A 20,874-nucleotide genomic window follows, 5' to 3' on the forward strand; every position below is an offset into this window, starting at 1 on the left:
TTCCGGAAAAGTCTTTTTATCGGAACCGCAGGTTTATTTATCAGCGAAGCGTCAATCCTCCTCTTCTCGGATCTATTCTTTTAATCCTCTCCGTTCCAGTAGGGGCTCGATAGAAGGATCTTTCCCCCGGAAGGTTTTATACAATTTCATCGCATCCTCACTTCCTCCTTTCGAAAGAACGTATTGGCGGAAAGCCAGGGCCTTTTCAGGATTGAATACATCTCCTGTTTCTTTAAAGGCTTGAAAAGCGTCTGCATCCAGTACTTCAGCCCAGGTATAGGCATAATAACCGGCTGAATAGCCGCTGTCGAAAATATGGGCAAAATAGGTACTTCTGTAACGGACCGTAATTTCCGGAATTAAACCCAATTTGTCCAGCGTTTCTTTTTCAAATTTTTCAACGTCCAGCGGATCTGTGGTCTTTACAGTATGGTAGGCCATATCCAGCAATGCAGCTGCCATAAATTCCGTTGTGGCGAAACCCTGGTTGAAATGACTGCTTTTTTGCAATTTGTCGATGAGCTTTTGAGGAATCGGCTCCCCGGTCTTGTAATGACGTGCATATACTTTCAGTACTTCCGGATCACCGGCCCAATTTTCCATGATTTGAGAGGGCAATTCCACGAAGTCGTGTACGACATTTGTGCCGGCTATACTGGGATAGGTACATTTGGATAATAAGCCGTGCAAGGCATGTCCGAATTCGTGAAAAAGCGTCTGAGCTTCGTCAAACGTCAGCAAAGCCGGCGTGTCTCCGGTAGGTTTGGTAAAATTACATACATTGGTAATAACCGGTGTGGATTCCAGTAAAAAGGACTGGGAACGGAAAGCATCCATCCAGGCTCCCTGACTTTTACTGGGACGGGGAAAATAGTCGGCATAATAAATTCCGATAAAACTTCCGTCAGCATCTTTCACCTCAAAGGCTTTGGCGTCCGGGTGGGGAAGAGGCAAATCGGTGCGGGGTTCAAAAGTGATACCGTATAATTTATTTGCGGTATAAAAAGCTCCTTCCCTGACCTGATCCAGAGGGAAGTACTGCCGGAGCTCGTTTTCGTCCAGACCGTATTGAGCTTGTTTTACTTTTTCGGCATAATACCGCCAGTCCCAGGGTTGCAGTTTGAATTTACCTCCGGTTTTGTCAATCATTTGCTGAAGCGCTTTGGCTTCTTTCTTAGCTACTTTAAGGGCTGCTTCCCAGATTTGATTACAAAGTGTATAAACATTTTCAGGGTTTTTAGCCATGTTTTCGTCCAATACATAACTGGCATAATCCGGAAATCCCAGTAAATTAGCTTTTTCTGTTTTTAAAGCGATGATTTTACGGATTACTTCTTTATTATCGTATTCATTATTGTTATTGCCCCGGTTGGTATAGGCCTTGTAGATTTGTTCCCGTAAATCCCGATTGTCCGCATATTGCAGGAAAGGCATTACACTGGGATTGTGAAGGGTAAATACCCATTTCCCCTCCAGGCCTGCTTCTTTTGCTGTTTCGGCAGCTGAGGCGATCACTCCTGACGGCAGACCGGCCAAATCTTTTTCATTGTCGATCACCAATTGGTAGTTATTGGTTTCCTTCAGGAGATTGTTTCCGAATTTAAGGGCCAATAGCGACAATTCGTTATTGATTTTTTTTAGTTTTTCTTTTTCTTCAGCGGAGAGGTTGGCTCCTCCGCGGACAAATTCTTTATAATACTTATTTAATACTTCCAGCTGTTCCGTATTGAGGTTTTCTTTTTCTTTGTTGTCGTATACGGTTTTTATCCGTTGGAATAATTTTTCGTTCAGGTTCATCCCGTCGGCATGGGCGGAAAGCAGAGGGGCAACCTGTTCTGCAACCATCTGCATGGAATCGTTCGTATTCGCTTCCCTTAAATTCATAAAGACCGACTGTACTCTTTGCAGCAATTGTCCGGATTTTTCCAGGGCAACAATTGTGTTTTCAAAAGTAGGCGCTTCCGGATTATTGAGAATCGCTTCAATCTCCGCTTCCTGTTGTTTTATACCTTCCCGGAAAGCCGGCAGGTAATGACTGTTTTGGATCTGCTGGAAAGGAGGTACTCCGTGAGGCGTATCAAAATCCTTTAAAAAAGGATTATCCTGCTTTATTTCACTGTTGCAGGCTTGTAGCATCAGGCCCGCAAAACAAATTAGATAAGTTAGTTTTTTCATTTTGAGCGTTATTAGAGATCAGGTTAATATAGGTTTTGTAAAAAAAATTTTTTAACGTTTAACACAGATTATCTATTTCAGCAAAAATAATATTTTTTTAACGGAACAGGAGGAAAACCTTCTAATTAATGCATTAATTTTGGAACCCTGAATAAAAAGAGCATTATGAATAATCAAATAAGTGCCTGGATGGCAAAATTACCGGGAATTCTTTCCCTGTTTTTAATTTTGTTTTTGCTCTCCGGGCATTACAAAGAAACAGGGGAAAACCAAAGGGGAGGAGAAGCCGCTGCCGCAGGAATAGAAAAAGTACCGTCGGAAGTTATAACGGAATATTTTCCCGGATATACAGAGATGGTTCAGGAATCGGAGGTTCTTTTCCGGGTAAAAGCAGACGGAAAAATTGTGGGTTCTTTTATTGTCACTACGCCCATAGCCGATGAGGTGACCGGATTTGCAGGAAAAGTTCCGGTCGCATTGGCTCTGGGAACAGACGGAAGAATCAGGGGACTTTACTTATTGGAGAATCAGGAATCTCCGGGTTTTATCAAATTGATTGCACGCAAAGGCTTTTTCGATTCCTGGAAAGGTAAAACCCCGGAAGAAGCTATAAAGTTACAGGTGGAAGCAGTGAGCGGAGCTACGATGTCGAGCAATGCCGTGAAAGAAAATATACAGAAAGCTTTGGCTTATTATTTACAACAGAAAGCCGGAGAAAGTGAAATTCACTGGACCGGCTGGCTCAAAAACGGATTGGGGTATGCGTTGGTGATTTTGGCTCTGTTAAGTATGTTTCCTATAAAAATATTGAAAAAATACCGTTGGGTACTGATGACCGGCTCTGTATTGATTTTAGGGTTTTGGAACGGTTATTTTCTCTCCTTTGCCTTATTATATGGTTGGCTGATGCACGGGATTCCCTGGAGTGGGAAAATTTTATTGCCGCTTGTGGCTCTCCTGGCTTTCTTTATTCCTTTATTTTTCGGGAAATCCTACTATTGTTATTACCTCTGTCCTTTTGGGGCGGCACAGGAATTGGCAGGTAAAATCAGGAAAAAGAAAATGATACCCAAAGGCTATTGGAGAACGGTATTGAAATATACCCGCCGGAGTTATTTTATGGTAGTAATCGGTCTTTTACTGGCGGGAATAACCCTCGATCTGGCCCAGTTTGAACCTTTTGCTGCTTTTATGTTCGGGGCAGCCGGACGTTGGGTGTTAGCTCTGGCACTGACATTTTTAATTCTGTCTGTATTTTTCTCCCGTCCCTGGTGTAATTACTTTTGTCTGACCGGTCAGTTACTGGAAATAATCCGTCACGGAAAAGCGAATAAAAATGCGGGGAGGATCTGGATAGAGTGGATAGGGGTAGTGATATTGGCAGCCCTTGTCCTGTTTGTGGTGTGGTAACGACCGTTGGAGATTCAATTCTGGCCGGGGAAACAGACGGAGTGAACCGGAAGGCATCTATTTTGTCCTTGCTGTATAAATAATTGTAAATTTTTTCTCTGAATATTTGATTATGTGGATAAAAAGCACTTAATTTGCAACCTGTTTGGAAAGCGTTTAAAAAAAATACTGAGAGATGTCAAGAGTTTGTCAAATAACCGGAAAAAAAGCAATGGGTGGAAACAGTGTATCTCACTCTAAAAGAAGAGTAAAGAGAACATTTTCTATCAACCTGTTTAAGAGAAATTTTTATTGGCCGGAAGAAGATAGATGGATTCGTTTGAACGTATCTGCTGCTGGTCTTCGTCTGATCAATAAGAAAGGTCTGAATGCATGTTTAAAAGATGCAACGGCTGAAGGATTAATTAAAAATGTTTAAAATCACTGAAGATGGCAAAGAAAGCTAAAGGAAATAGAGTACAGGTGATTCTTGAGTGTACAGAACATAAAGAATCCGGTATGCCGGGAACTTCACGGTATATTACTACAAAAAACAGGAAGAATACGCCGGAAAGATTGGAACTGAAAAAGTACAATCCGATATTGAAGAGAGTAACTATACACAGAGAAATTAAATAATTTGAACTATGGCAAAGAAGGTTGTAGCAACATTGAAGACCGGAGACGGACGGGGATACGCTAAAGTAATTAAAATGGTGAAATCTCCGAAAACAGGTGCCTATACGTTCAAAGAACAAATGGTAAGCACCGAAGACGTGAAAGCTTGTTTTAAAAAATAAGCCGGATCGTTCGTTTATAAAAAAGGTCTGCCTGAATTTTTCAGGCAGATTTTTTTTGGAATAAACTAAGGCTTTCACTGTGAATGTCGGTTTGAAAACCTTATATTATGGAAGAATATTGAATCAATCCGGTTTGTACGGCTCGTTACGAAGTATTTGTACAAGAGTGCCTGAAGCAGTGGAGTCTGGTACAATTATCGTTTGAGACTTCAGTTTTTGTAACCGCTTAACGGAGCGTCCCCTGACGGATCAGTTCCGGGAGCGAAATTCGTTGGGAGTCGTACCGACGATACGTTTAAACATCCGGCTGAGGTGTTGGGGATACTGGAATCCGAGATTGTAAGCGATTTCACTCATCGTGTAATTCGTAGAAAGTAATTTTTCCTTTGCCACTCCGATCAACTTACCCTGAATATATTCGGATGCTGTTTTCCCGGTCTGTTTGCGTATCATATCCCCGAAATAGTTGGGGGAAAGGAATACTTTGTCGGCAAAATATTTGACAGAGGGGAGTCCTTGTTGCCGGGGCGTATCTCCTTCGAAATAGTCGTTAAGCAGTTGTTCGAAACGGACCATGATATCTTTGTTGACTTCGCTGCGGGTTACGAACTGGCGTTCATAAAAACGCATGCAATAATCGAGTAATAATCCGATGTTGGCACAAATCAGCCGCCGGCTGTGTTTGTCGATAGCATGTTCCAGTTCTTTTTCTATTTTATATAGTCCATCCATAATGATCTGACGCTCTTCTTCAGAAAGGTGAAGGGCTTCGTTGGTTTCGTAAGAAAAGAAACTATAGTTGCGTATTTCCTGTCCCAGGGCAGTTCCGTGTATCAGGTCCGGGTGAAAAAGAATCCCGTGCGCTTGTGGTTGCATGTCTGGTAACATTTCCAGCTCAGTTACCTGTCCCGGGGCAAAACAGACGATTGTCCCGTCCTGATAGTCGTAATACTGCCGGCCGTATTTGATGTTTCCACATTTGATATCTTTCAGGAAAAGAGCATATACTTCATAGTGAAACCGGGCGCGTTCCGGCCATGTGGAGGCTTTCGTCAAATCGACAACGCTTACCAGCGGATGACGGGTTTCAAGCCCGAAGATTTTGTTATAACGTTCAACGCTGTCTATTTTTATCATCTCTTCCATACTGCTTAATCTTTTATGATATGACAAATATAATTTATTCTGTTTGAAAAATACGGACCGGATGCCGGAATCCTTGGATAAAGTGTAATTATCCGTAATTTATGCGCAAAGAAAGCTGATGTAAGGGGTGATTTTACAAGGAAAAAGCCAGATGCAGGTTTGATTAAACAGTTCTTTGGGGGAAAGGACAACCCTAAAATCTGTAATTAAGGTATATTGTACGGTGATTTATCTACAAAGCGTCTGGGAAAGATGTACTATTTTGGTATCAGATAAAAAACAGTTATATGAATAAAAAAGTATTGATATTGTCATCGAGTCCGCGTAAGGGCGGAAACTCAGATACGCTTTGCGGACAGTTTTTGCGCGGAGCGGCAGAAGCCGGAAATGTAACGGAAAAAATATTCCTGCGGGATAAAAAAATTGGTTATTGTACAGGCTGCAGCCTGTGTAGCCGGGATAGAAAACCTTGTCCGCAAAAAGACGATGCTGCGGAAATTATCCAAAAGATGCTCGCAGCCGATGTCATCGTCATGGGGACACCTGTCTATTTTTATACAATGTCTGCCCAGATGAAAACGCTGATTGACCGCTGTTGCGGGCTTTATACAGAGATGAGGAACAAAGAGTTTTATTTTATTATTACGGCTGCGGAGGACAAACAGGAGAAAATGCTCCGTACAGTGGATACTTTTCAGGGATTTCTGGATTGTCTGGAAAATCCTGTTATCAAGGGTGTTGTTTTCGGACGGGGTGTCTGGCATGTCGGGGAAATTGAGAATCACCCGGCTCTGCAACAGGCTTATGAAATGGGAAAAAACGTATAAAAAGCTGAATATAAAAAGTTGTTGTTTGTTTCATTGATATGGCTGGCTTTAATGTCAGTGACAGCAGGCGGGGGGGCGGACAAAGGACCGTTTATTCCGGTTGCTACGGAACAGCCGGAAGAATCTGCTCCCGGGTCGCTGTCTGGTGGTTTACTGTTCGCGTACCGCTAATACGAGGAAACGCTCTTGCTGACGTCGCTTTTACAGATCGGAAACCGCTTATGTGCCCTGGGGCAATGTGGCTGTCTTTTGCAAGAGCTGGCTGCAGAGCCGCGGACTGATTAAAATTACACATTAACCCCCGTCCCCTTGTGCCGGAAAAAATGTCCGTTTTTTCCAAGGCTTTTAAAGTGGGGTGAATTATTTTTGCAGGTATGGAAAAGTTTTGTATCCTGCAGCCTGCAGCCCCGCTTACGCCTTATGTCAGGCACTACTGGCTACTGGAAAGTGATGACATAACGCATGTGCAGAGGGTTATCCCTACGGGACATGTGGAACTGGTGTTTCACCGGGGCAGTCCGCTGTTACGTAACGGACAGATCATTCCGCGGACTTCGGTGGCGGGACAGTCGCATTCCTTTGCCGACCTGCGGCTCACAGGAACAGTCAATATGATTGTAGTCGTCTTTCATTCATTTGGGGCAAAAGCGTTTTTTGACATGCCCCTTCACGAATTGGGAGGGCAGGTGGTTCCGGCGGATGAACTGGATCTGGCCGGGTGGAAGGAACTGGAGGATAAACTTTCCGCTGACGTGGAGGATATCGATTGTATCCGTATGATAGAAGCTTTTTTGATGAGCCGGCTCCGGCCTATTCCGGATTACAATTACAAACGAATGGCAGCGGCAGTTCAATCGGTTAATTTGTCTGCCGGAGCATTATCTGTATCACAATTGGCAGCGGCAGTTTGCTTGAGCAATAAACAGTTTTTGCGCATTTTCAATGAGCATGTCGGTACCTCCCCCAAGGAATTTATGAGGGTAATCCGGTTTCATAAGGCATTGTTTATCCTGCAAAATAATCCCCGTATGAGTTTTACCCGTTTGGCCTGTGAATGCGGATATTACGACCAGGCACACATGATCCGTGACTTCAGGTTGTTTTCGGGCTATACTCCCGGCGAATATGTGGCGGTATGTACCCCTTATTCCGACTATTTTTCATAGCTTTGAAGCATGGAACACATCAAAAAAATCAACAGAGTCATCGATTATATTACTCAGCAGCTGAACGCCCCTCTGTCGGTGGAGCAGTTAGCCGCTGTGGCAGGTTTGTCAAAGTATCATTTTCACAGGGTGTTTAAAGAACAGACGGGCGAGACTGTGGAAAAGTTTATTGTCCGGAAACGGATGGAAAAGGCGGGGCGGGAACTGTCCCGGCCCACAGATACCCCTGTTGCAGAAGTAGCTTACGGAGTAGGATATAGCTCGGTTGCCCTTTTCTGCCGCAAGTTCAAGGCTCATTTTGGTATGACTGCTACGGAATACCGCAGCAGGAACAGAGAAAAACAGAGCAAAAACAGACAATTGCCCCGCACGAATCAGGAATATGTCTCCGTTTTAACCCGCTACCTTTGCGACAATAAATCAATTAAAATTGGAGATAAAATGATGAACTGTACTTTTGAAATCAAACAGATTGAGCCGAAAAAGGTTGTTTACTACCGTCATGTCGGCGCTTTTAATCAGATGGGATCCTCTATCGGCAAATTGATGCAATGGGCCTATCCCCGGGGATTGGTGAAAAATCCTCCTTTGGTGGGAGCGAATTACCTCGACGATCCGGACATTACTCCGGTCGATAAGTTGCAGTCGGATGTTTTTCTGGTGGTCGGTCAGGACGTCAAAGTAGATGGAGAGATCGGTCAGTATACCATCGAAGGAGGACGGTATGCCGTCGGACGTTTTGAAATTGCGATGAATGAATTCGGCGATGCCTGGCATGCGATGTGTCAGCTGATTGCGGAACACGGCTGCCAGTCGGTAGACGGTCCGCACCACGAGCTTTACCTGAATAACCCGGACGAACATCCGGAAAAAAAGCACCTCGTGGATATTTATATTCCCGTAAAACCTCTTTAGAGCAGATTGTCCGTTTTTTCCAAGTTTACCGGTTTGCCCCTTCTTATTTTTGGAGTGTCAATAGGACGCAAGACCATAAAAAAAATGAAGATGAAAAACCGGATTGAATTTGTAGAAATCCCTGCTGCGGATTTCAGGCGTGCCGTAAAATTTTATGAAACTGTTTTCGGAGTGCAACTGACGGTGTGTGACAGTTGTGAATACGAGAAAATGGCTTTCTTCCCGCAAGCTGCGGACGGACCTAATTTGGCTATCTCCTGGGCGGCTGATTTCCGGCCGTCCCGGGATGGAATATTGATCCACCTGAATGTGGAGGATATTGGTATAACTTTGGAATGTATCCGGCAGAATGGCGGCCGGATTGTCCGCCCGAAAACCAAAATCGAAGTGGAAGAACGGGGCTATTTTGCGCTGTTTTCCGACAGCGAAGGGAATACGCTGGGGTTGTATGGCGAACGATAGGGACACGACGGAGGTATTGTACGACACAATATCTCCGTTTTTTTTGTGTTAATGGAAAGAAAACAATAAAAATATTTAGATTTTTCAGAAGAAAAATGAAATATAAATTGTTGTATATCAGTATACTAAAAAATAATTTATTTTTTTTTGAAAAAAAAGAAGGAATAATGTAACCCCGGCCTGTTTTTCCCCGTTAAAGAGAGTGTAAATGATGATTGAAATTTATGATTTTATTTAGCTGTTATTTAGATTAAATTATTTAGCACACACCACGAGGGAGGGGATAGCTTATAAACAAGCTGGTTTTCAAAAGAGTTCTTTAAATGATTGAAGTATGGCCTACAGGACAAATATTACACCACGCACATACACACCACACACAGACGCACGCACACATACATACAACATCTTTTCATAGTCCTACATATTTCAGCTTTAAAGATTCTGCGGGATGCCTCCCTTTTATTTTTACTACGTTCGGTTTCCAGCTGCTTATTGGAAGGGCGAACGTTTTTTTTTATCTGCTTTTTCAGCCTGCGTTTTTATACCGGAAAAAATAGAATGGAAAAATCTGAGGGACGTTTTTCAACGATTCCTTTCCTTTTTTAGGGAAAATTAGGTTTCCTCGTTTTACAAAAGTTTTCTTTTACGGTGTATTTATTGTAAATTTGCAGGTTCTAAAAAATGAAGAAATATGAAGGAATATCAGGAAGAGGAGGGGATTATTGCTATTTATGGAGCTCGTGAACACAATCTGAAAGATATAGATTTGACTATTCCGCGAAACAGTTTGACGGTTATTACAGGATTGAGCGGAAGCGGAAAATCGTCCCTGGCTTTTGATACGATTTATGCGGAAGGGCAACGTCGGTATATGGAGACTTTTTCTGCTTATGCCCGTCAGTTTTTGGGGGGAATGGAGCGTCCGGATGTAGATAAAATAACAGGCTTGAGTCCGGTTATTTCTATAGAACAAAAGACGACTAATAAAAATCCGAGGTCGACTGTAGGTACCACTACTGAGGTTTACGATTTCCTGCGATTGTTATTTGCCCGGGCCGGAGAAGCTTATTCTTACGCCACCGGAAGTAAAATGGTGAAATATACGGATGAGAAAATTATCGATTTAATTCAAAGTGATTTTGCCGGAAAGAAAATCTTACTGCTGGCACCGGTTGTAAAAGGCCGGAAAGGGAATTACAAAGAATTATTCGAAAATTTGAGAAAAAAAGGATTTATATCCGTACGGGTAGATGGAGAAATCCGGGAAATAGCGGTGGGCATGAGTGTGGACCGCTATAAAATGCATGATATTGAGATTGTTGTAGACAAAATGCTGATCGATTGCCCGGATGTAAAGCGTTTGAAGGCTTCTGTCGCTACAGCTATGAAATACGGGGAAGGAGTACTCACTATCAAGGATTATGAAAGTGACGATATTAAATATTATAGCCGGCGGTTAATGTGTCCGGATACGGGGATTTCTTATAAGGAACCTGCTCCTCATTCTTTTTCTTTTAACTCGCCTCATGGGGCTTGCCCGAAGTGCAAAGGCTTAGGGTATGTAACGGCCGTCGATATGGAAAAAATCGTGCCTGATAAATCTTTGTCTATTTATCAGGGAGGAATTTTACCTTTGGGAAAGTACAAGAATAGTATTTTATTTTGGCAAATTGATACTGTTTTAAAAAAGCACGGAGCGAATTTGCATACCCGTATCCAGGATTTACCTGAAGAAGCCCTGACGGATATACTTTACGGATATCCCGGGCAAATCCGTTTGGAAAATAAAGAGCTGGGAGTCCTTTCGAATTCTTTGTATACTTTTGAGGGAATTATTAAATACATTACCTTGCAGGAGGAGAACAGTACTTCTAAAAAAGCGAACAAGTGGGCTGAGCAATTTATCTCGGTTGTGAAATGTGATGCCTGCCAGGGACAGAGGTTAAATCAGGCTTCTCTGCATTTCCGGATTGCCGGAAAAAATATAGCAGAGCTGGCCCAGATGGAACTGACAGATTTATACGACTGGGTTTGTACGACGGAGTCCCGGCTGGAAGAGAAGCAACGACAAATTGCCGGGGAAATATTTAAAGAAATACGTACCCGTCTGAAGTTTTTACTGGATGTAGGGTTGGAATATCTTTCCCTCGACCGTCAGTCGATGACGCTCAGCGGAGGAGAATCTCAGCGGATAAGGCTGGCTACTCAAATCGGTTCGCAACTGGTAAATGTATTGTATATTTTAGATGAGCCCAGTATCGGATTACATCAGAAAGATAACCGGAAGTTAATCCGGTCTTTACAGCAATTGAGGGATGCGGGAAATTCCGTCATTGTCGTGGAGCACGATAAGGAGATGATGGAGAATGCAGATTATATTGTGGATATGGGGCCCAAGGCCGGCCGGAAGGGGGGAGAAGTTATGGCAGCCGGTCCGATTGAGGAAATCCGGAAGAGTAACAGTCTGACAGCCCAATATTTAAACGGACAGAAGGAAATCCGGATTCCTGACGAAAGACGGGAGGGAAATGGGAAATTTTTGACCTTAAAAGGGTGTAGCGGAAATAATCTGAAAGAAGTGGATGTAAACATTCCCTTAGGAATGCTGGTCTGCGTAACCGGCGTGAGCGGAAGTGGAAAATCTTCATTGATTAACGGAACTTTGCATCCGATCCTGAGTGAGAAGTTTTACAGGGCAGTCGTAACTCCTTTGCCCTATAAATCGATAGCGGGTGTGGAACATATTGACAAGGTGGTTGTCGTCGATCAAAGTCCTTTGGGACGTACTCCCCGTTCTAATCCGGCTACTTATACCGGTATTTTTTCCGATATCCGGAAAATTTTTGAAAAGTTACCGGAATCCCAGATCAGAGGATATTCTGCGGGACGCTTTTCTTTCAATATTCCCGGAGGACGTTGTGAGGAGTGTAAGGGGGCAGGTGTGAAGACCATTGAGATGAATTTTTTACCCGATGTCTATGTACATTGTGAAGCCTGTGACGGAAAACGCTATAACAAAGAAACCCTGGAAATACGCTATAAAGGTAAATCTATAGGGGACGTCTTAAATATGACAATTAACCAGGCTGTCGAATTTTTTGAGAATGTTTCCTATCTTCAGCAGAAACTGAAAGTTTTGCAGGATGTGGGACTGGGTTATATTAAATTGGGACAGCAGTGCACTACGCTCAGCGGAGGGGAATCCCAACGGATCAAACTGGCGACTGAACTTTCGAAGAAAGATACCGGAAAAACTTTGTATATCCTGGACGAGCCGACTACCGGATTGCATTTTGAGGATATCCACATATTGCTGGAAGTAATACAGAAATTGGTAAATAAAGGAAATTCGGTAATTATCATTGAGCACAATCTGGATGTGATTAAAGTAGCTGATTATTTGATTGATATGGGACCCGGAGGTGGTAAAGAAGGAGGACGGATTGTAGCGACAGGTACTCCTGAAGAAGTAGCTGAAGTCAAAGAATCGGAGACCGGAAAATTCCTGAAAGAAGAATTGAAAGAAAATGCGGGGGTAAAACCCAAGGGAAAGCCGAAAAATAAACTTTTAAAATAAGGGTCTTATGAAGGGTTCAAATGTTTAAGTGTTCGAAAGTTTAAATAGGCAAGAAAAATTATAGTATTATTTTTATTTTCTTTTCCTGAAGAAATATTTCCTGTATCTGACTGTCCGCTTCCTTATCCGGCTTTTAAACACTTTTACATTTGCACATTTCTACGTTTAAACAGTTAAATGTTTTATTTCAGGATACCCAGAACATTTAAAAGAATCAGTAAAATACACAGGGGGGCTATATAACGAAGGATAAAGACATAGAGTTTGAAAAAATGGATTTTCAAACTGCCGTTATTACTGATTTCACTGTAAAGAATGGCTTTATTGAGATACCAACCGGCAAAGATACAGATTAGAATACCTCCTGCGGGTAAGAGAATATTGGAACAGAGAAAATCGCAGGCTTCGAAAAAAGACATCCCGAAAATTTGAATATCCCGTAAAGGACCGAAAGATAAGGTATTAAAACTCCCTAAAAATGTGATCCCTAAGGTGGCTATTAAAGAGGCTAAAGGGCGCTGTATTTTTTTTTCTTCCACGAGGTAGGCAACCGGAACTTCCAGCAGGGAGATGGCAGAGGTCAGAGCGGCAAACGTCAGGAGAATAAAAAAGAGAATGGCCCATACCTGTCCGGCTGGCAGACTCTGGAAAACTTTCGGAAGGGTTATAAATACCAGGCCCGGGCCTGCCTGCGGGTCGATATTGAAGGAAAAAACTGCAGGTAGAATAGCTATTCCTGCCAATATGGCGACTAAAGTGTCGGTAAAGATTACTTTTAGTGATATTCCGGTCAGATTATCACTTTTGGGAATATAAGAAGCATAAGTGAGGAGTATCCCCATGCCTACGGAAAGGGAAAAGAATGCCTGTCCTAATGCGGATAGAATACCGTCTGCCGTCAATTCAGAAAATTTCGGAAAGAATAAAAATTCCAGTCCTTTGCCGGAACCACTGAGCGTACAGGCACTGATACTCAAAGCTATGATGATGACAAATAATAAAGGCATCATAATTTTAGTGTAACGCTCAATGCCTTTTTGTATACCTGCCATTACAATTGCTCCTGTCAGTAACATAAACCCCGTTTGCCAGAGAACGGCTTTATACGGATGAGAAATAAAATTATTGAAGATCGTATTTATATCTTCGGCGCTTTGTCCTTTAAAAGCATTGCTCAGGGATAGCCATACATATTCCAATGTCCAGCCGGATACTGTCCCATAGAAGGACAGGATTAAAGATGCGGCAAGAATAGATAATATCCCGAACAGAAACCACCTGGTTTTAGGAGCCAAGGTTTGAAATGTACCGAATGCATTCCGCTGGGATCTGCGTCCCAGAGAAAACTCTGCCAGCATGACCGGGAAACCGATAAGCAGCGTAAAGAATACGTATACAATCAGAAATGCCCCTCCTCCGTTACTGCCGGCCTCGTAGGGGAATTTCCATATATTTCCTAAGCCGACGGCAGAACCCGCTAAAGCGGCAATGGCACCGAATTTCGATTTAAAACTGTCTCTTGTGTTGGAATGCATATCTTTATCCGTATTTTGATCTCAAAATTAACATATTCCTGTGTTATAAAAAGCGGGATTGCAAAGTTTAACAATTTGTTTTACAGTATATTGTATAAAATGACCTTTCACTTACAATTTAAAACCATTCCAAGGCATAATTGTAACGAATTTGTACTTTCAACTTTTTACTTTTTCCCTTAAAAAGTTATCTTTGTCTTTTCATACAGAAGAGAGAAATAGAAATGGATATGAGCAATCCGGCCGATATCCTGGAAAATTAAATTATTTGAGAATACAAATCAGCTATTTATAATATCTAAATAAGATGCAGGAAAAAATATTGATATTGGATTTCGGTTCGCAATATACCCAGTTAATTGCGCGCAGAATACGGGAACTGAATGTTTATTGCGAGATTTATCCTTACAATCGTTATCCCGCTTTGGAGGAGTCCGTAAAGGGGGTAATCCTTTCGGGAAGTCCTTTTTCTGTCAGGGATAAAAAGGCACCTCTGCCGGATTTGAATGGTATAAAAGGAAAATTGCCTTTATTGGGAGTATGCTTCGGGGCTCAGTATCTGGCTCATCATTTTGGTGGGGAAGTGAAGGCTTGCAATAAACGGGAATACGGAAGGGCGAATCTGGCTTATATCGATAAAGAGAGCTTATTATTTAACGGAATCAGCGATAATTCTCAGGTATGGATGTCGCATGGGGATACAATTGAAAAATTGCCGGCTGATTGTCAGGTGATTGCCAGTACATCCGACGTCAAAAATGCAGCTTTTAAAATAAAGAATGAGGTGACGTACGGGATACAGTTTCATCCGGAAGTATACCACAGTACGGAAGGAAAGTGGTTGTTGCGGAATTTTGTCGTCAATATATGCGGTTGTTCACAAGACTGGACCTCCGATTCTTTTGTAGAAACGACAGTGAAAGAATTGAGGGAAAAACTGGGCACCGACCGGGTGATTTTAGGATTGTCGGGAGGCGTTGATTCTACAGTGGCAGCCATGTTGCTGCATAGGGCCATTGGGAAAAACCTGACCTGTATTTTTGTGGATAACGGTTTACTGCGGAAAGAGGAATTCAAAAATGTGCTGGAAAATTATAAAGAGCTGGGACTGAATGTCGTTGGGGCTGAAGCCGGAGATTTGTTTTTGGATCGTTTGGCAGGAGTAAAGGAACCGGAAAAGAAACGGAAAATCATCGGAAGCACATTTATCGATGTATTTGACAAAGAAGCCTCTAAAATAAAAGATGCAAAGTGGCTGGGGCAGGGAACTATTTATCCGGATGTCATTGAATCCCTTTCCGTCAACGGACCCTCCCAGACGATAAAATCGCATCACAATGTCGGCGGTTTGCCGGATTATATGAAGTTAAAACTGGTGGAACCTTTGCGTTTGCTTTTTAAAGATGAGGTGAGAAGGGTGGGAAAAAGTTTAGGTTTGGCGGATAAATTTTTGCAAAGGCATCCCTTTCCCGGACCGGGACTCGCTATTCGTATCCTGGGAGAGATTACCCGGGAAAAAGTGAGATTGCTGCAGGAAGCGGATTATATTTTTATCTCCATGCTACAGGAAGAGGGATTGTATAACAAGGTATGGCAAGCCGGAGTGATGTTATTGCCGGTGCAGAGTGTAGGGGTTATGGGAGATGAACGTACCTATGAAAGTGTTGTCGCTTTGCGGGCAGTCGAATCTACAGACGGGATGACAGCCGATTGGTGTCATTTGCCTTATGATTTTCTGGCGAGGGTTTCCAACCGCATCATCAATAATGTCAAAGGAATCAACCGCGTTGTCTATGACATCAGTTCTAAACCCCCCGCCACAATCGAGTGGGAATAAACGGGGTCCCCGACCAACCGGGAAAGTATATCTTAATCTGTTTAAACCGGTCATTTATGTATAAATGGCTGGTTTTCTTTTTTGCTGGTTTTTTCAATATTGACATCTTTTCGTTTATTCCGGGTTTGTATTCCTTTTATAGTTCTAAAGTACCCTTTATGTAAATTAATATTTTACCGGAAATGAAGATCCGGATTTGTCTCTATCGGGAAAATGTAAAGAGAGAGGGCTTAAAATTAATTTTTTTATCATTGAAAGTAATTTAAAAAATGTCTATCTTTGATGCATCAATCCTTTTTATAAATCTTATACACATGTTTCTATATTCTTTGGATAGGAAGGAGATTTTTGTTCTTTCAGAGGGGAACGGATTATTCTGAGGGTGTTAAACTTTTGAAGCTGATTAAAAACCGGGAAAATTCCCTAAAAGGGGAATTATGCCTGAAGGTGTCCTTTGACATATTGTTTTTAAATCAGTGTTTAACATTAAAAATCAGAAAGATGAAAAAAAAAGATTATGCTTTGGTTGCTTTTACTTTTCAGGAAAGGGTTGTGATTTTCGGGAAATCTTTAGAAGAAATTTGTCAAATGTACCGGGATTCCATTGAGAAGACAAGACGTCCGGATTTAAAAGCCATTGAAATGGGACGTTATGCTGTTTTTATATTGGAGCAATCGGGAAATTTCGGAAATTGTGAATATGCAATGAAACAGGGAGCAGTAGATCTTTTGAATTGTGCTGTCACTGCTTTGCTGGATGATCCCCGGAAGACCTATTGGAATTCTCCGGTTTTGGCTACGTTTCAGGAGAAATGGAGAGAGGGGATGGAACTGGTTTGTCTCTGGAAAAAGAAGGGAGTTGCCTGAGCGAAGGAAGCGGAAGGATAATGCCGTTTTTTTGTGGCAGTTTCCTGTGGCCCCGAAAGAAGGTATAGGAGGGAGGATAAAACGAATTGTAGGCGGTTTCCGGTTGTATTTGGGGAAAGGGGATAAAAAGCAAGAAGAGGAGCTTACAGCGGGAACGGGTTTGAAAAAAACTGCGGGGATATAATTCGTCCTAAGTGCTGTTATTACCAGAAAAATTTCAATAAAGTGTTCAAAACGGGAATTTTACCGGAATGAAGAAGAGAGATTAATGTGGAAAAAGCTCCTGGGAAGGAGCTTTTTTATTTCAATCTGGCGAATAGGTAGGGAAGTTTAAAGCTGTGCCAGTGTATGGAAAGAGCGGTAACGGAACGGGGACGGTGGGGAAAGGAGAGCAGTAAATGTTCAACGTGGTTTATTCCGGATATAGAGACAGAGTCTGTTATCCGGAACGGAATGTTGTGCGGGAATGGTTATCTGAATTTGCTTACCGCACACCTGTCTATTGGTGGGTATTTCTGTTAGCGGGAGCCGCCACCGTTTTGATAACGATTTTGACCGTCAGCTATCAAAGTTGGAAAGCAGCTAGTGTTAATCTTATCGGGACCCTGGGAGGTGAATAGCAAAAGGAAGGAGAGGGGAAATACATTTTTTAGTGTTGCGGTTGTCTTTCCCGATGAGTCACCTGACAAATATTCGTTGACTGGAAAACAGAGAAGAATGAAAAATTGTTAGGAAAAATAAATACACCAAACCGGAAGTCAGGTAAATAATTCTATCTTTGCACATTTGATGAATATTGGTTACAGAATGTTATTCCGGTAATATATGGAGCAGATTTATAAGGAAGTAGAACGATTAAAACAACGGTTGTCGGGTCAAAATCTGAAGGCTGTCATTATTCCGCACATATCTCCTGACGGGGATGCGGTGGGGGCTTGTTCAGCTTTTTATACAGCTTTGACAAAAGCGGGAATTACAGCTCATATCCTGACCTGCGATTATTTTCCGGAATACCTGCGTTGGTTGAAGAATATTCCTTCTTCTGTTTCTTTTCAGGATAAACCTCATGTATGTAAACGGTTGCTTGCGGGGGCAGATTTGCTTTTTATGCTGGACCACAATACCATTAAAAGGGAAGGGGATTTAGAACCTTTTGTTTCGGCTTTTCAAGGGGACAGGGTGATTATTGACCATCATCCGGATCCGGAGGAAGCGGAATATGTCATTTCCGACATACGGGTATCTTCGACCTGCGAACTGTTGTATACGGTTATTTCCGGAATATGGGGCAGGAAAATGATAGATCCGGACATTGCGAATGCTTTATATACCGGTATTAATACCGATACCGGCGGATTAAGCCATAATTCATCCCGTCCGCAAACCTACCGGGTCATTGCTGATTTATTGGAATCAGGCTTGGACAAGGAATTGGTACATCATTATTTGTACCAAATGAATAAATTGACGCGTTTACGGCTTATCGGACATGCTTTATTGAATAAGCTGACGGTAAATCCGGATTTTCCCCTGGCTTTAATTCCGATAACCCTGGAAGAACTGGAAAAGTATAATTATAAAGAAGGGGATCTGGAGGGCTTAGTAAATATTCCGCTTTCTGTCGAAAATGTCTGTGTTTCTATTCAGATTACCCAGCGAAAAGAAAGAATAAAATTGTCTTTCCGTTCAAAAGGGGCCATCCCGGTTAATGAATGGGCTAAAGCATTCTTTAACGGAGGCGGGCATTTAAATGCTGCCGGAGGACAAATGAACCTTCCGCTTGAACAGGTCATCCAAAAAATAAATGAAACGACTCCCTGGTTTTTCCAGACTTTTGTCGGATGCTGTGACGAACACGGGGATAAATCCCTCTACGGAGAAAAATAGGAGTTCGTTTTTAATTGGCTACTGCTACCGGATTACTGATCACTTTATTAAAATCCTTCAGGACTTCTTTGGCTTTTTTATAACCTACTTCAAAGATTTCCCGGGTATGGTTTAAATCGAACATTCCGTATTTGATCATATTTTCCGGAGAAATAAAAATATCGGATAATTTTTTATCAATACGGCTGTTGGAGGCCAGTCCCAGATGGAAAGAACGTTCGGCCATATGTATCATATTACTGACCTTTTCCCGGGAATCGATAGAATTGATTTCTACAGCAATGACCTTTTCGCAAATGTCCCGTATCGGCCGGACCGGCAGGTTCATGAATAGTCCTCCGTCCACATAGATAAGGCCGTTGATTTCGACCGGAATAAAGATCACCGGGATTGAACAGGAAGCCATTACACAAGGGATCAGTTCTCCTGCGTTAAAATGTACCGATACAGAATTCGTGATATCACTGGCTGTTACGACTAAGGGGGTGGCTAATTCGTCAAACGTTTGAATTCGCAGAAACTTTTTTAATTTTTCTTCCATACCGCACATCGACATTAGTCCCATCTTCGACATGGTAAAACGGGCAAAATTGAGGACTTTGGTATGATTAAAAAATTCCAGGCATTCTTCCGGAGTTTTTCCCGCTGCAATCATAGCCCCAACCAAAGCACCTGCGCTTGTTCCGGAGATAATGTCGGGTTGAATGCCGTATTCATTCATGGCTTGTATTACCCCTAAATGGGCGAATCCCCTGGCCCCGCCGCCACTTAATGCAAGTCCTAACTTATATTTTGTCTTTGTCCGGAGTGTATTCATATCGTTTTCTGCTTCCATATATTTACGCTTTAGAGAGGTAAGTGTTACGGATAAACCCTCTTTACAAAGATAAAAAAAATTGAAAAGCGAAATAAGGAAAACAGTAAAGGATATATAAAAATAACGGTTTGGTATGTCAAACCGTTATACGGCTATTCTTTCCCTATCCTAAAGAGTCCATTTACTGCTTTTACTTTCCAGCCTGGATTGAGTTTGATTTCATAATCATCTCCTGAAACGGCTTCTGAACTGACAGTGGAGGGGGGAAGAAGATAAAACGCCGACCAATTGTTCTTACGGATAAGGCCGCTTTTAACGGTTAATTGTCCCCAGTCCCCCCTGATAGTCATATTACGCAGCAATACGGCATCGTCCAAGGTAATCACCCTGTCGTTTGGATTATAGGTAAAACTTAGCCGTTGGTTGGGTAAACAAAGTTTGGAGGTTGACGGTTTAAGTAATTCCCTGAATCTTTCCATATCCCCGAAAGAATCAAGTTCTTCTTTTTCTTTTTTCAGGCGGAGGGCATACTCATATTTCGCAAATAATTTATCCAGTTCCTTTTTCTCTATTGCAATTCTGTATTCAGGTTTTTCTTTCTTGATGAGATAAATCAGGCCTTTGGTTAAATCTTTGTCATACCGCCATTGGGGATATATTGTATCCAGGAGAATCGCATAAGCAGATCCGGTAAAATATCCGAAAGCATTCGTATATCCCTTCGTAATATCATAATTCAGCCTGTTTTTTATGTATTCCCCTGCGTCCTTCATGGATAATTTCACTCCGGTATATTCGGCCAGACCCTCGTTCAGTTCATATAAATCCTCGTTATTGTCCGGATATATACTTTGCCTGTAAGTACGTATATACAATGCATCCCGTAAACTGCCGGAATCGCCGCTTAAAGCCTGCTGTAATGCTTTCATTTCCATTTGAAGCAAGGTTCGTCCCTGAACTTCGTCCATGTGGCGGTTGACAGAGGATTGGTTTTCAATACCTAAACTTTTCTGATAGGTATGAAATATCTCATGACATAACAGATTTATCCGCTGCTCACAGGGGGCATTCCTCAATGCTGCATAAATAATCGTGACATATCTTTTACCCGCATAGTCAAAAAAACTGTTTGCCGGGGGAACTTTGTTATTCCATTCTTCTGCTTTAAAGGGAGAGACTTTCCCATTCTCAATAGCAGTAAAATACATTTTATTCTCTGAAGGGTTAATAATGAGGACAGGCGCATTTAATGAGACATTCCATAAACGTCGGGATTCGGGATTATTGAGAATTTCGGCTGCTTTTTGCAGGCTTTCCTGTATTGTTTCTTTGCATGCGGATTCCTGCCCACAAACGGCATAAGTCAGTAATACTAATCCAAAGAATACATTTAATTTCTTCATATCATTTTCCTTTTTAATTCTGCAGACAAAGATAAGGGTTAAAATCTCCCTGTTTTTGGGGGATCCTT

Annotated in this window: 18 protein-coding genes; 13 read left to right on the forward strand and 5 right to left on the reverse strand. The window is 42.1% G+C overall.

Annotation, left to right across the window (positions count from 1 at the left end; translation table 11 throughout):
- Positions 1-72 precede the first annotated feature (72 nt).
- A complete protein-coding gene (locus Q0465_RS05915; protein WP_298614040.1) occupies positions 73-2,175 on the reverse strand; it encodes a M3 family metallopeptidase in 2,103 nt (700 codons plus the stop codon).
- A 165-nt stretch (positions 2,176-2,340) separates the two neighbouring features.
- Here Q0465_RS05915 and Q0465_RS05920 point away from each other — a divergent pair, with 165 nt between their 5' ends.
- The 4 genes from Q0465_RS05920 to Q0465_RS05935 all read left to right on the forward strand — a co-directional run bounded on the left by Q0465_RS05920 (position 2,341) and on the right by Q0465_RS05935 (position 4,364).
- Positions 2,341-3,585 (forward strand): FMN-binding protein, encoded by a 1,245-nt coding sequence (locus tag Q0465_RS05920; protein WP_298614042.1) that lies wholly within the window; start codon positions 2,341-2,343, stop codon positions 3,583-3,585.
- Between the two features lie 175 nt (positions 3,586-3,760).
- Positions 3,761-4,003: a 50S ribosomal protein L28 gene (rpmB, locus tag Q0465_RS05925; RefSeq protein WP_298614045.1), complete on the forward strand. Its 243-nt coding sequence runs from the start codon at positions 3,761-3,763 to the stop codon at positions 4,001-4,003.
- An 11-nt stretch (positions 4,004-4,014) separates the two neighbouring features.
- Positions 4,015-4,203: a 50S ribosomal protein L33 gene (gene rpmG, locus Q0465_RS05930; protein WP_298614047.1), complete on the forward strand. Its 189-nt coding sequence runs from the start codon at positions 4,015-4,017 to the stop codon at positions 4,201-4,203.
- An 8-nt stretch (positions 4,204-4,211) separates the two neighbouring features.
- On the forward strand, positions 4,212-4,364 hold the full coding sequence (locus Q0465_RS05935) for a DUF4295 domain-containing protein (RefSeq protein ID WP_298614049.1): 153 nt from the start codon (positions 4,212-4,214) through the stop codon (positions 4,362-4,364).
- Positions 4,365-4,613: 249 nt separating this feature from the next.
- Here Q0465_RS05935 and Q0465_RS05940 read toward each other — a convergent pair whose 3' ends face one another.
- The gene (locus tag Q0465_RS05940) at positions 4,614-5,510 is read right to left on the reverse strand and encodes an AraC family transcriptional regulator (protein ID WP_298614051.1); all 897 of its coding nucleotides are present in this window, start codon (positions 5,508-5,510) and stop codon (positions 4,614-4,616) included.
- Positions 5,511-5,797: 287 nt separating this feature from the next.
- On the opposite strand from Q0465_RS05940, the gene Q0465_RS05945 reads away from it, so the two are divergent.
- The 5 genes from Q0465_RS05945 to uvrA all read left to right on the forward strand — a co-directional run bounded on the left by Q0465_RS05945 (position 5,798) and on the right by uvrA (position 12,460).
- Positions 5,798-6,337, forward strand: coding sequence for a flavodoxin family protein (locus Q0465_RS05945; RefSeq protein ID WP_298614053.1), 540 nt, complete (start codon positions 5,798-5,800; stop codon positions 6,335-6,337).
- A 374-nt stretch (positions 6,338-6,711) separates the two neighbouring features.
- A complete protein-coding gene (locus tag Q0465_RS05950) occupies positions 6,712-7,503 on the forward strand; it encodes a helix-turn-helix domain-containing protein (protein WP_298614055.1) in 792 nt (263 codons plus the stop codon).
- Between the two features lie 9 nt (positions 7,504-7,512).
- Positions 7,513-8,418: a GyrI-like domain-containing protein gene (locus Q0465_RS05955; RefSeq protein WP_298614057.1), complete on the forward strand. Its 906-nt coding sequence runs from the start codon at positions 7,513-7,515 to the stop codon at positions 8,416-8,418.
- Positions 8,419-8,508: 90 nt separating this feature from the next.
- The gene (locus Q0465_RS05960; protein WP_298614059.1) at positions 8,509-8,880 is read left to right on the forward strand and encodes a VOC family protein; all 372 of its coding nucleotides are present in this window, start codon (positions 8,509-8,511) and stop codon (positions 8,878-8,880) included.
- 694 nt (positions 8,881-9,574) lie between these two features.
- On the forward strand, positions 9,575-12,460 hold the full coding sequence (gene uvrA / locus Q0465_RS05965) for an excinuclease ABC subunit UvrA (RefSeq protein ID WP_298614061.1): 2,886 nt from the start codon (positions 9,575-9,577) through the stop codon (positions 12,458-12,460).
- A gap of 182 nt (positions 12,461-12,642) precedes the next feature.
- Here the strand turns inward: uvrA and Q0465_RS05970 are convergent, their stop codons facing one another.
- Complete coding sequence (locus tag Q0465_RS05970) at positions 12,643-13,995, reverse strand: sodium-dependent transporter (protein WP_298614063.1); 1,353 nt, start codon at positions 13,993-13,995, stop codon at positions 12,643-12,645.
- Between the two features lie 307 nt (positions 13,996-14,302).
- On the opposite strand from Q0465_RS05970, the gene guaA reads away from it, so the two are divergent.
- The 4 genes from guaA to Q0465_RS05990 all read left to right on the forward strand — a co-directional run bounded on the left by guaA (position 14,303) and on the right by Q0465_RS05990 (position 18,586).
- On the forward strand, positions 14,303-15,832 hold the full coding sequence (gene guaA, locus Q0465_RS05975; RefSeq protein WP_298614065.1) for a glutamine-hydrolyzing GMP synthase: 1,530 nt from the start codon (positions 14,303-14,305) through the stop codon (positions 15,830-15,832).
- 501 nt (positions 15,833-16,333) lie between these two features.
- Positions 16,334-16,699 (forward strand): hypothetical protein, encoded by a 366-nt coding sequence (locus tag Q0465_RS05980; protein WP_298614066.1) that lies wholly within the window; start codon positions 16,334-16,336, stop codon positions 16,697-16,699.
- Between the two features lie 398 nt (positions 16,700-17,097).
- Positions 17,098-17,319, forward strand: coding sequence for a hypothetical protein (locus Q0465_RS05985; RefSeq protein WP_298614068.1), 222 nt, complete (start codon positions 17,098-17,100; stop codon positions 17,317-17,319).
- 205 nt (positions 17,320-17,524) lie between these two features.
- A complete protein-coding gene (locus Q0465_RS05990; RefSeq protein ID WP_298614069.1) occupies positions 17,525-18,586 on the forward strand; it encodes a DHH family phosphoesterase in 1,062 nt (353 codons plus the stop codon).
- 10 nt (positions 18,587-18,596) lie between these two features.
- On the opposite strand, the gene Q0465_RS05995 is transcribed toward Q0465_RS05990, so the two are convergent.
- Positions 18,597-19,421 carry a patatin-like phospholipase family protein gene (locus Q0465_RS05995; RefSeq protein WP_298614071.1) on the reverse strand — a complete coding sequence of 275 codons (825 nt, stop codon included), beginning with the start codon at positions 19,419-19,421 and terminating at the stop codon, positions 18,597-18,599.
- A 134-nt stretch (positions 19,422-19,555) separates the two neighbouring features.
- Positions 19,556-20,806 (reverse strand): hypothetical protein, encoded by a 1,251-nt coding sequence (locus Q0465_RS06000; protein ID WP_298614073.1) that lies wholly within the window; start codon positions 20,804-20,806, stop codon positions 19,556-19,558.
- Between the last annotated feature and the right edge of the window lie 68 nt (positions 20,807-20,874).

This window comes from uncultured Odoribacter sp. (genome assembly GCF_937966165.1).
In the GTDB taxonomy this organism is placed as follows: Bacteria; Bacteroidota; Bacteroidia; order Bacteroidales; family Marinifilaceae; genus Culturomica.

What these genes read in the sequence shown, in the direction of transcription:
- Q0465_RS05980 (WP_298614066.1), top strand. Translation starts at nt 16,334, where the DNA reads ATGAAAAAAAAAGATTATGCTTTGGTTGCTTTTACTTTTCAGGAAAGG.
- Q0465_RS05915 (WP_298614040.1), bottom strand. Translation starts at nt 2,175, where the DNA reads ATGAAAAAACTAACTTATCTAATTTGTTTTGCGGGCCTGATGCTACAA.
- Q0465_RS05935 (WP_298614049.1), top strand. Translation starts at nt 4,212, where the DNA reads ATGGCAAAGAAGGTTGTAGCAACATTGAAGACCGGAGACGGACGGGGA.
- rpmB (WP_298614045.1), top strand. Translation starts at nt 3,761, where the DNA reads ATGTCAAGAGTTTGTCAAATAACCGGAAAAAAAGCAATGGGTGGAAAC.
- Q0465_RS05945 (WP_298614053.1), top strand. Translation starts at nt 5,798, where the DNA reads ATGAATAAAAAAGTATTGATATTGTCATCGAGTCCGCGTAAGGGCGGA.
- Q0465_RS05950 (WP_298614055.1), top strand. Translation starts at nt 6,712, where the DNA reads ATGGAAAAGTTTTGTATCCTGCAGCCTGCAGCCCCGCTTACGCCTTAT.
- Q0465_RS05940 (WP_298614051.1), bottom strand. Translation starts at nt 5,510, where the DNA reads ATGGAAGAGATGATAAAAATAGACAGCGTTGAACGTTATAACAAAATC.
- rpmG (WP_298614047.1), top strand. Translation starts at nt 4,015, where the DNA reads ATGGCAAAGAAAGCTAAAGGAAATAGAGTACAGGTGATTCTTGAGTGT.
- guaA (WP_298614065.1), top strand. Translation starts at nt 14,303, where the DNA reads ATGCAGGAAAAAATATTGATATTGGATTTCGGTTCGCAATATACCCAG.
- Q0465_RS05970 (WP_298614063.1), bottom strand. Translation starts at nt 13,995, where the DNA reads ATGCATTCCAACACAAGAGACAGTTTTAAATCGAAATTCGGTGCCATT.
- uvrA (WP_298614061.1), top strand. Translation starts at nt 9,575, where the DNA reads ATGAAGGAATATCAGGAAGAGGAGGGGATTATTGCTATTTATGGAGCT.
- Q0465_RS06000 (WP_298614073.1), bottom strand. Translation starts at nt 20,806, where the DNA reads ATGAAGAAATTAAATGTATTCTTTGGATTAGTATTACTGACTTATGCC.
- Q0465_RS05995 (WP_298614071.1), bottom strand. Translation starts at nt 19,421, where the DNA reads ATGGAAGCAGAAAACGATATGAATACACTCCGGACAAAGACAAAATAT.
- Q0465_RS05920 (WP_298614042.1), top strand. Translation starts at nt 2,341, where the DNA reads ATGAATAATCAAATAAGTGCCTGGATGGCAAAATTACCGGGAATTCTT.
- Q0465_RS05955 (WP_298614057.1), top strand. Translation starts at nt 7,513, where the DNA reads ATGGAACACATCAAAAAAATCAACAGAGTCATCGATTATATTACTCAG.
- Q0465_RS05985 (WP_298614068.1), top strand. Translation starts at nt 17,098, where the DNA reads ATGTTCAACGTGGTTTATTCCGGATATAGAGACAGAGTCTGTTATCCG.
- Q0465_RS05990 (WP_298614069.1), top strand. Translation starts at nt 17,525, where the DNA reads ATGGAGCAGATTTATAAGGAAGTAGAACGATTAAAACAACGGTTGTCG.
- Q0465_RS05960 (WP_298614059.1), top strand. Translation starts at nt 8,509, where the DNA reads ATGAAAAACCGGATTGAATTTGTAGAAATCCCTGCTGCGGATTTCAGG.